The organism is Aquimarina sp. I32.4 (assembly GCF_002924285.1).
Classification (GTDB): domain Bacteria; phylum Bacteroidota; class Bacteroidia; order Flavobacteriales; family Flavobacteriaceae; genus Aquimarina.
This window is the reverse complement of sequence record NZ_PGUB01000029.1, coordinates 37,560-48,200: the sequence shown is the minus strand read 5'-3', so window position 1 is coordinate 48,200 and position 10,641 is coordinate 37,560. Positions and strand designations below refer to the sequence as shown.

The window sequence follows — 10,641 nt, the reverse complement described above, 5'->3', positions numbered from 1 at the left end:
AGTAACTAATCAAGGAAGTGTACAATTTATGATTTACTCAGGAACAATGAATGCCGATAGATTGATCGAGTTTTTAAAACAACTTATTAAAAATAAGGAGCAAAAAATATTCTTAATACTTGATAACCTGAGAGTACACCATAGTAAAATTGTAAAGCAATGGGTAGAGGAAAATAAAACTAGTATTGAATTGTTCTTTTTACCATCTTATTCTCCTGAGAAAAATCCAGATGAGTATTTAAATTGTGACTTAAAATATGGGCTATCAGAAAAACCTGCTCCAAAAAACGAAAAGCAACTCAAGAAAAATGTAGAAAAACACATGAAAATGCTACAAGATAATAATCAGAGAGTTATCAAATATTTTAACCATGCAGACATAAAATATGCCGCTTAATCTAGTTCTTTTACCGTCGGGTTAATAATCTCAAGTAATGAAAATTGCACTTCTCTGGGATCAAAAAAATAAGCAACTAAAGTTACAAATGGAGCATAAGGCCCACATCCTGCATAAAAGACATTAATCAACTCATTTGGATATACCTTTTGCTTATCTCTAATAGCATAAACAATTGCTTTTAAAAACCTTGTAGTTCTCTTATAATCCAACAGACATTGTGCAGCATAATTTAACCCCAAAGCTTTTCCTTTTTCGGTAGGAACAGCTGCCAAATGTTCTATATTGAAATCAAATCCAGTAATTTTAGTGATCTCTTGAAAATGTACATGGATTTGATTTATAATTTTCTCAACCTCTATTTGGTTGTATGAGTTTTCTAGTAATGACTCAGCTAATTTTTTGATATCATCAATTATTTCTTTTTCAACCATCGTTTTATACCATTTACACTCATAAAACTTACCCCCCTACACTATCTTGACAGATTGTAGTAAAAAGAATGCTACTTATGGCATATTCTTCAATTACAAATCTATATTTCTAGGATATAAATTTAAGTTGTTTTTACCAGAATCATTACCTTACTATATTTTAACTATTTTTGCTTTTAGCTATGAAAGTATGTATTGCAGAAAAGCCAAGTGTTGCCCGTGAAATTGCTGCTGTATTAGGAGCTAATACCAAATGTGATGGATATTATGAAGGTAATGGATATGCCGTAACTTATACCTTTGGTCATCTTTGTACCCTCTTTGAGCCAAATGACTATAAACCGTATTGGAAAAGTTGGGATCTTAACAATCTCCCTATGTTACCCGATAAGTTTAAAACCAAAGTAGTAGACAATTCAGGGATCAAAAAGCAGTTTGGTATTATAAAAAAATTGTTTGATAAGGCCTCTGTAGTTATCAATTGCGGAGATGCTGGACAAGAAGGAGAATTAATACAGCGATGGGTTATCGATCAAGCAGCTTATCAAGGTGAAGTACAACGCTTATGGATTTCGTCATTGACCACAGAAGCCATCAAAGAAGGTTTTGAGCAACTACAACCTTCTACACAATATGACAATTTATATTATGCAGGGTTTTCTAGAGCAATAGGAGATTGGCTATTAGGTATGAATGCCACACGACTATACACTGTAAAACATGGAGGATACAAACAAGTAGTATCTATTGGTAGGGTACAAACACCTACATTGGCAATGTTAGTCAACCGATTTAAAGAGATTCATAATTTTAAACCTCATCCCTATTGGGAACTACAAACGGTATATAGAGAAACACTATTTAATTGTGAAGAAGGACGGTTCTTAAAAAAAGAAGAAGGAGAGGCTTTTGCCAAGGCAGTAAAAGAAAGTGATTTTGAGATTCAATCCATTACGAAGAAAAAAGGTAAAGAATATGCCCCCAAGCTTTTTGATCTTACAGGATTGCAAGTATATTGTAATACAAAATTTGGCTTTTCTGCAGATGAAACCTTAAAAATAGCCCAGAAATTATATGAACAAAAGGTTGTTACCTACCCTAGAGTAGACACTACTTTTTTACCAAATGATATCTACCCAAAAGTATCAGGGATATTAAATAAATTAACCAATTACCAAAACCTTACTCAACCCCTATTAGGAAAGAAAATCAAAAAATCTGCTAAAGTCTTTAATGACAAAAAAGTAACAGACCACCATGCTATTATTCCCACAGGAGTGCAAATTAATCTACAATACAATCAACAACAAGTATATGATATTATTACCAAACGATTTATTGCAGCATTCTATGACGACTGTTTGGTCGCCAATACAACAGTAATTGGTAAAGCAGATACAGTAACATTTAAAACTACAGGAAAAGTAATCTTAGAAAAGGGATGGAGAGTAGTTTTTGAAACCCCTAGTTCTAAAGAAAAAAAAGAAAAAGGTATCCTTCCTTCTTTTGAAAAAGGAGAAAAAGGTACACACGAACCTTCTTTTTTAGAAAAAGAAACCAAACCGCCTAATCAATATACAGAAGCTACCTTATTGCGTGCTATGGAAACAGCAGGAAAACAAGTGGATGATGATGAAATGCGGGAATTGATGAAAGAAAATGGTATCGGTAGACCTTCTACTCGGGCTAATATTATCGAAACTCTTTTTAAACGAAAGTATATCAAACGAAATAAAAAACAGATCCTACCCACCCAAACAGGAATACAACTTATTGATACAATACAAAATAAACTACTTACCTCTGCTGAATTAACAGGGCAGTGGGAAAAGCAATTAAAAGAGATTGAAAAAGGAAATTTTCATGCTGGAGCTTTTATCAAAAACATGAAAAAAATGGTTGATGATTTGGTATACGAAGTGCGTACCGAAAAAAAACGTGCCAACATTTCTTATACCGCGACTGCTAAAGAATCTGTCTCAAAAAAAGAAAAGAAAGTAATAACAATTAATGGACAATCATGCCCTAAGTGTAAACAAGGCATGCTCCTAAAAGGGAAAACAGCATATGGTTGTAGTGCGTATAAAAAAGGCTGTGATTTTAAACTCCCTTTTTCTTTTGAAGGCAAAAAAATATCAGAAAAACAGTATCTACGCCTACTGCAAAAAGGATGTACTGTAAACCTAAAAGGTTTTAAAACTTCTGATGGAAGCAAAGAAGGTTTAATTCGTTTTAACGATCATTTTAATTTACATCTCGAAGAAAAAAAAACGAACCATTCTCTTACCGCTAGTAAAGCTCCTGACTCAATACCATGTCCAGCTTGTCATCAAGGAACAGTGGTCAAAGGAAAAGCAGCTTATGGATGTAGTGCATACAAAAGCGGATGTAACTTTAGATATACATTTGATAAAATTCGAGAAAAGGCTAATGGAAAACCATTGACCGCCTCATTGGTTGTTTCTTTACTTAAAGAAAACTAAAAACAACTATCTCAAAATAAAACTAACTTCATAAAATAAAACCTGACCAAAAAATGAATTTGCTCAGGTTTCACATGTCTATACATAGGGTAGATTAGAATAGTTTACACAACCTATCTAAAAAAAAGAAATCTTATTTCTTAATTATTTTTAATTTTTCTGTGGTTTCACCTCTTACTATCTTCACAAAATATATCCCTTGTGACATATGAGAAGCATCCCATTCAAAATTTGAGGATTTATCAATGTTTGATTTTGAATACACCTGTCTCCCCCAAAAATCGTGAATTGAAATCGATATATTACCATTTCCTTTTACATTCTCTAAATGAAATGTAAATATCCCAGATGAAGGGTTAGGAGATACAATGGTCTTTTTAGACGCTGTATTTACTGGTGGATTAGGCACAGCAGGAGCTACACTCCCAAAAATCTGAAATCGTAAATCAATACCTGGATCTAGCGGGTCATTTTCATCAATTTGTATAGGGCTCCAGCCACTGTATACTCCACCTAAAGTCGATACTATTTGTGCTCTTTCTCCTACCCCAGGGTTTTTTATCTGATACAACCAATTCCATCGTTTTTGCTCTGGTAATGTTCCCGTATCTTCAATAATAGGAGAAACCGATATCCAATACCTCCCTGCAGGCAATACTTGAGGAGCAAAGCTTATATCAATATCATTATTATATGGATTTACAGGGTTTAGGGTTTGGAATGGTTGTTCTTGATAAATTATATTTTGATCTAAATCAATAGAGTCATTATTAAAAAGAGCTAACAGCACATTTGTCCCTACAATCAAAGCATCGTTTTCACCAAATCCAAAGGCTTTTATTCTATCTATTGTCCAGGTTTCCCCTTCTGGAACAATAAAATCATCTGCTGCCACAAATTGGATAAGTTGCCCTTGTTGCTCAGGGTTAATATAAATAGGATAGCCATTTTCTGTAGCTCCTTCTAGTTGACTATATATTGGTGCTTCATCTACTGTTACTGTAAACCCTTCTGATACCTGCTCTGTTCCTGAGGTAGCAATTAAACCAATAGTAGCTCTTCCTGTAGTATTTGGAGTATAAACTAATGTTACTACTCCATTATTAAGTGTTGCTGTAACCAAGCCTGGATTTGAATTAGTAATTTCTATAGCTATTGGATTCAAATCAGTATGTCTAAATAAACTATCCGTATTAACTAGGGTATCTGCACTATTCTCTACAACCGTAAAATCTTCTAACAATCGGGTCACACTTAGCTTTGGTTGTGGTAAGGGTTGAGAAAGTGGAAACTTGGCACTATAAACACCACTACCATGAGTTCCTACAGCAATAAATCCATCTTTTCTAATATCTATATCTTCTACTAATGCTTCTCCTATCACAATATCTTCTCTCGTCCATTTTACTTTTCCTCTAGCTAATAGATCCCCTGTAGTATAATACAAACCTGTACTGGTACCTACATATACCTTTTGCAGTCGATCTTCTACTTGATTTCCTTCATAAAATGCAACTGAACGTACAGAAGGTCCATTTCCTGTTCCATCTACATTCTCTTCAAGATTACCACTGATATCCTGCCAGGTATTCCCTGCATCGTTACTCATAAAAATACTTGGAATATTATAATTAGAAAATACCACAATCACTCTATCTGAATTAGAGGGATCTACAGCAATATCAGTAACATTGGATCCAGGTATAAAATTTTTCCCTGTAAAAATATCAACTACTTCCTGATTATCCAGATTAGCATTATCGATTCTAAAAATTTCTCCTACAGTAGACCCATAGTATAAACGATTAGCTACAGGATATGTTGATACATCCATTGTACTGATATTACTACCAGAAGGGCTTAGTGATTCGAATAATACAGTCCAATTTACCGAAGCGTTTTTGAATTCTGGATCAAAAGGGATCTCATCTAGGTTATTATTCCTCCAAATTGCATTCGCTACACCTAAATACATAATATTATCATTATTATGATCTAGGATATAAGGTGTAAGAAACGAATAAAAAGTACCAGGGCTATTAGATGTCCCTTCAGGAGTTATTATAATCCTAGAGGTCACTTCTCCCGTTGGGCTTATATTTTGTCTACGTATACTTCCATATTGAGAAGATACATACCGAGTATTCCCATTATCTGCTATATGATTTACACCTCCATCTCCTCCTGAAGCTTTCCCCCATATTGTTGTAGGAACACTAGAAGAAGTAAAATAAGTACCATTATCTTGAAATCCAGATAATATGTGCTCATTAGTAGCTTGTGGATCAAACGATAAATCATACACCTGAGTAGTTTGATACCCATTATTAAGAGAAGTCCAGTTAACAGATTCATTTGCTGCTACCCGAGTAATGTCATTGGTTATAAATACCCCTCCATCATTTCCAGATAATGCCATATTGGGATTAGAAGGAAAAAACAGCAGGTTATGTTGATCAGCATAATGATTCGTATATATATCTACATCTCCTGTTTGATTGGGTTTATATCCGCCAATCCAATTTTGCACCTCTTGTGCTACATTAGGAAAAGGAGTCGTAAACCCATCAAAAGATCTATATAAATTTGTTCCTCCTATAAATACAATATTAGGATTGGTGGGATGCACTTTGATAAGCATATTATAGCTTCCTTGAAAATTCAAGTTAGCTATTCTAGTTCCTATACCTGTAGGCAAATTTGAAGATAAATTTGCTAGCCTAGGTAAGTCACCATGATCATATCTAAAAAGAGTAGCAGAGTTTTCTAAAGGCTGTGCTCCTTGACCTTGATTCCCATGAAATGATAAAAAGTATACTCGATTTTCATTAGATGGGTCTATCCCAATAACAGTTCTTCTATAAGTCGCATTAGGAATAGGCGTAAAATCAGTCCATTCTGTCGCATTTCCTGTAGCAGATGTAAAAAAACCTTTTACTGGATCTCCCTGCCCATCTATAGTAGCATACAAACGCCCCGTAGATGTAACTGCTATCTCAGAAAATGAAATATCATTGGTAGTACCTAATACTGGAGCAAATGTTACCCCTGCATCTTGTGACCTATAAATTCCTTTTTTTCCTGCAACATATACATCGCCATTTACTGGGTTTACCACCATAGAATTAACAACTCCAAAAGCATTGGATTGTGTTATATCTCCATCTGCTGTACTAGCCAATAATTGCCAGGTATTTCCACCATCTACAGATTTATAAATCCCATTACCGCTAATGGATGCTCCTAGTGCATTAGCAGTGTTTCCTCTTACTTCTCCTGCTCCATAATACCATACATTTCGCATTCCTTCTCTGGGGTCCTGTACAATAGTTGTAATATTCAAATCCTGATCCCCTTGTAAAATTCGTGACCAACTTTGCCCTTTGTCAACAGTTTTCCATAAGCCGCCACTTACTCCACCTGCAAAAATGATATTCTCATTAGTGATATCGATCGCCAATGCTCTGGTTCTACCCCCTACATTAAACGGACCTCTGCTTTTCCAATCTGAAAATTCTTTTGATTTGCTGGTACTACGAGAAAAACTTTTTTTGACTCTGATTTTTCTTGAAAACTTTAATTCTTTTCGCCTGATATCATCAGGTACTTTTCCTGTTCTAGGATCTTTAATTTTATTATACTCAAAATTAAACCGCTCTATGGCATTATCATACAAGCGTTCTTTTTTGCTTTTACGTTGTTTTTGAGCATTGCTTCTTTGTGAGTTTGTTGTTTGGCCATGTGCTACTACATGTCCTAAAAAAGATAACACTATAACGAGCATTACCTTACTTGTGGGTTTTAAGAATTTCATGATTATACGTGAGTTATATTAAGAAAAAAATATGTTTCTATAAACATCATTACAAAAGCTACTGCTCTGTATATTGTCCAGAACCTTTCCGTAAAAAATTACATTATGAGAAAGGTAATAAAGGTGGGTATGTAATAAAATAAATTGATCAATTTATTTTATTACAATAATACAAAACAACCGCTTAGAAAATTCTTATAAAAAAGTTAATACAAACATAAAACACTGTAAAGAAATAGTTTACAGAAAGTTAATTTTTATAAAATATTTTACAATTACTTAAACCTGAATTATGCAATAGGGTTCATATAACTCTTTCTTATTTACTATATACATAGTAGTTAATACACTACCTTTTCATTACTGAATATGAGCTTCAAAATAAGTATCTATTTCAGGATTAGAAGGTCTCATTGCATTTACTGAAACAATTTTACCTTCGGGATCTACTAATACAAATGTAGGGTATCCAGGTATTTTATATAATTCTGTAATATTCATTTTAGATTTTCGTTCTTCGTATAATTGAGTACCTTTCAGGTTTTCTTTTTTCACAAATTCTTTCCAAGTTTCTTTTTTATCATTCACAGAAACACTCAAAAACTCTATATTTTTATCATGATGTCGTTGTTCTAGTTTTTTTAAGTAAGGGATTTCCTGTTTACAAGGTCCACACCAAGTACCCCAAATATCTATATAAACATATTTCCCTTTAAAATCACTTAGCGACACCATATTTCCTTCAATATCTTCATATGTAAATTCTGGAGCAGGGTTACCTGGTGCTAATTTTTTAATTTCCTGATATCGTTTTTCTACATATTCTTTTTTAGAAGGGCTTGTTATAACATCAATAGTTTCAGTATATATTTTTTCAAAATTTGGATTAGAAGAAACCAAACTTCGTATTGGGTGCTCCCATAACAAATCATCCCTAATATCACTAGATGTATATGTTTTAATTTCGGCAATAGCAGCATCCATAAATTTGGTTCTATAATGTTCGTATCCTCCAATCTTTTCTACAATCTTTTTAGTAAAAAAATCTTTCACCAAACGTTTGTAGGTTATCGAATTTTTATAATCTTCGTTATTATCAAAATTAGTAGTATCCATAAAATCTTTGGTGATCTTTTCTGTTTTGGGATAGTGTTTACTTAATTCATTTTCTATATCTCTATAAATTTTATTAGTATATCTACAATTATTATAAGGATAATCTTTAATTATATCAAAATATTCATATTCAATATTCTTCTTTTGATGTTTTTTGAAAGCTTCGCTATAATCAGTAGCATCTATTAGTTCATTAGCCTTCTTTTTTTTGGAATTTAGTGCTGCCAAAAATGCATCTTCATGCAAACCATAAAGCTCTTTTTCTTTATCTCTTTCAGGATAAATGCTTGCTTTTTTCTGTATAAAATCATTTATTCCCCCCCCTTCTCCCGAAAAAACTAATGAAGACCCTCCTTCTCTAAAATTGATAGTAAAGGAAATATCTTTTTCTGGTATAATATATACAGGTATGCTATAATAAGTTCCAAAATTAACACTGTAAAACCCTTCTTTTAAGGCTAGTGTATCCTTAAAATTATTGGTATCATCAAGTGTGATCTTTTTGGTTACTATACCTTGTCCACTAATTGTAAATACTTTTGTGTAATAATCTTCAATTGCACCTGAAATAACTGTCTTAGATGTCTCGGGTTGGCTTTTACATGAAAAAGCAATAGCTGTAAATAAAACTAAAAAATAATATTTAAATTTCAGTAGATAAAACATTTTATAGATATTTTTGGTTCTACTTCATAAAGACGTAACAGAAAGCTCGCTACCCTTACTTTTTTTTCTGTTATTTTTTATTTCTACCTCTATTCTCAACAAGATAAAACTTATAAAAGACGGCAAAAAAGTAGAATACCCTTATAAAAATCGCTTTTATTTTTATTCTTTAAATTGGCTGTTTATCAGCCTAAAAAGAATCACTTAAAAAGAATCACAACCTAACTAACATGAAAAAAAATGAAGATTACTTCTGGGTTCAATTAAAAGGTAAAAATCAAAAAGCTTTTTCTTCATTTTTTGATAAATACTATTCTAGGCTTTTTTCTATAGCCTTCAAATCTATCAGTGACAGAGAAGAATGTGCTGCAATCTTACAAGAGACTTTTTCTAAGTTTTGGAGCAAATTAGATGACATCAAGCCAGAAAAAAAGTATATGGAATCGTATATCGTGCGAATCTTGAAAAACAAAATCATTGACTACTACAGAAAGAAAAAAAACAAATTTATATATCTAGATGAGCTTTCTTTTGAAATAGAAGATATTCATGAGGAACATTCAAACGATCTAAATGAAGAAATATATCAAAAAATACAAATCATAATAGAAAATCTACCTCCAAAAGTAAGAGATGTTTTTTGTCTATCTAGAATGAATGGATATACCTATCCAGAAATAGCTAAAGAAAAAAACATTTCTATAAAAACCGTGGAAGCTCATATTACCAAAGCTTTAAAGATCTTAAGACAGGACCTCAAGAAATATATAAATTAGGGGGTGCACCTTTTTCAACGTCATTAATAATATGTTAAACTACCCAAATGCGCAAAAAAAAAGAGAAAATAGAATCTATATATAAGGCACTAAAATACATGCCTGAGGAAATAGCTATAGATACAGAAGCAGAAAAACGTAAAGTATTTACCTCTATAAGAAAAAGAGAAAATAAAGTCAACCAATTAAAACGATTTTTAAAATATGCAGCAATATTCATCTTGGTATGCTCTATGTCTATCACATATTATATATATAGCCCCTTATCTCCTGAAATTATTTCTAATCACCTAGCTAAAACGGTAATTCCTAATGGAAATACAGGGAAAGTCATTTTACCAGATGGATCAAGCGTATGGTTAAACTCTGGTAGTAAACTTATCTATACTAATTTTTTTAAAGAAAACGAAAGAAGGGTTACTCTGGAAGGAGAAGGTTATTTTGAAGTTGTAAAAGATAAAACCAAGCCTTTTATAGTATCAACAAAAAAAAACATGAAAATACGCGTTCTAGGCACCTCCTTTAATGTAAAAGCATACCCTGAGGATAATCAAATAGAAACAGCTCTTATTACAGGAAAAGTACAACTAAATATTGACAATAATACTTCTGAAAAGAATATCGACATGATTCCTGGGGAAAAAGTTATTTATAAAGAAAAAGCACATGAAATACATTTAAAAAAAGAAGAAAACATAAATGATGAAAGTAGTTGGAAAGAAGGTAAATTAATCTTTAAAAAAGAATCACTCAAATTGATAACAAATGAACTAAGTAGAACTTTTAATGTTGACATCATAGTAGATAACGAAGCTAGCAAAGAAATCATTACAGCTTCCTTTGATAAAAACACATCAATACGAGAAATATTTCAAATCTTGAAACTGGTTTCTGATTTCAAATATGAATACACTAATAACAAATGGATAATTACAAAATGAAAGATTAAAAACAA

Annotated in this window: 7 protein-coding genes; 4 read left to right on the top strand and 3 right to left on the bottom strand. The window is 32.4% G+C overall.

Going from position 1 to position 10,641, the window contains the following annotated elements; genetic code table 11:
* The coding region (locus CVD18_RS08690; RefSeq protein ID WP_146052741.1) for a transposase at positions 1-397 on the top strand (397 nt) is incomplete at its 5' end.
* Here CVD18_RS08690 and CVD18_RS08685 read toward each other — a convergent pair.
* The gene (locus CVD18_RS08685; RefSeq protein ID WP_103865052.1) at positions 394-831 is read right to left on the bottom strand and encodes a hypothetical protein; all 438 of its coding nucleotides are present in this window, start codon (positions 829-831) and stop codon (positions 394-396) included. The genes CVD18_RS08690 and CVD18_RS08685 overlap by 4 nt on opposite strands.
* 182 nt (positions 832-1,013) lie before the next feature.
* On the opposite strand from CVD18_RS08685, the gene CVD18_RS08680 reads away from it, so the two are divergent.
* A complete protein-coding gene (locus CVD18_RS08680; RefSeq protein WP_103865051.1) occupies positions 1,014-3,314 on the top strand; it encodes a type IA DNA topoisomerase in 2,301 nt (766 codons plus the stop codon).
* 133 nt (positions 3,315-3,447) lie between these two features.
* Here the strand turns inward: CVD18_RS08680 and CVD18_RS08675 are convergent, their stop codons facing one another.
* Both CVD18_RS08675 and CVD18_RS08670 read right to left on the bottom strand, forming a co-directional pair.
* Entirely contained in the window at positions 3,448-7,128 is a 3,681-nt protein-coding gene (locus CVD18_RS08675) for a T9SS type A sorting domain-containing protein (RefSeq protein WP_103865050.1), read from the bottom strand.
* Between the two features lie 360 nt (positions 7,129-7,488).
* Positions 7,489-8,910, bottom strand: coding sequence for a TlpA disulfide reductase family protein (locus CVD18_RS08670; RefSeq protein WP_103865049.1), 1,422 nt, complete (start codon positions 8,908-8,910; stop codon positions 7,489-7,491).
* Between the two features lie 230 nt (positions 8,911-9,140).
* Between CVD18_RS08670 and CVD18_RS08665 the strand changes: the two genes are divergently transcribed.
* Together CVD18_RS08665 and CVD18_RS08660 are read left to right on the top strand one after the other, a co-directional pair.
* Positions 9,141-9,686, top strand: coding sequence for an RNA polymerase sigma factor (locus CVD18_RS08665; protein ID WP_103865048.1), 546 nt, complete (start codon positions 9,141-9,143; stop codon positions 9,684-9,686).
* Positions 9,687-9,733: 47 nt separating this feature from the next.
* Entirely contained in the window at positions 9,734-10,627 is an 894-nt protein-coding gene (locus CVD18_RS08660; RefSeq protein ID WP_103865047.1) for a FecR family protein, read from the top strand.
* The last annotated feature ends 14 nt before the right edge of the window (positions 10,628-10,641 follow it).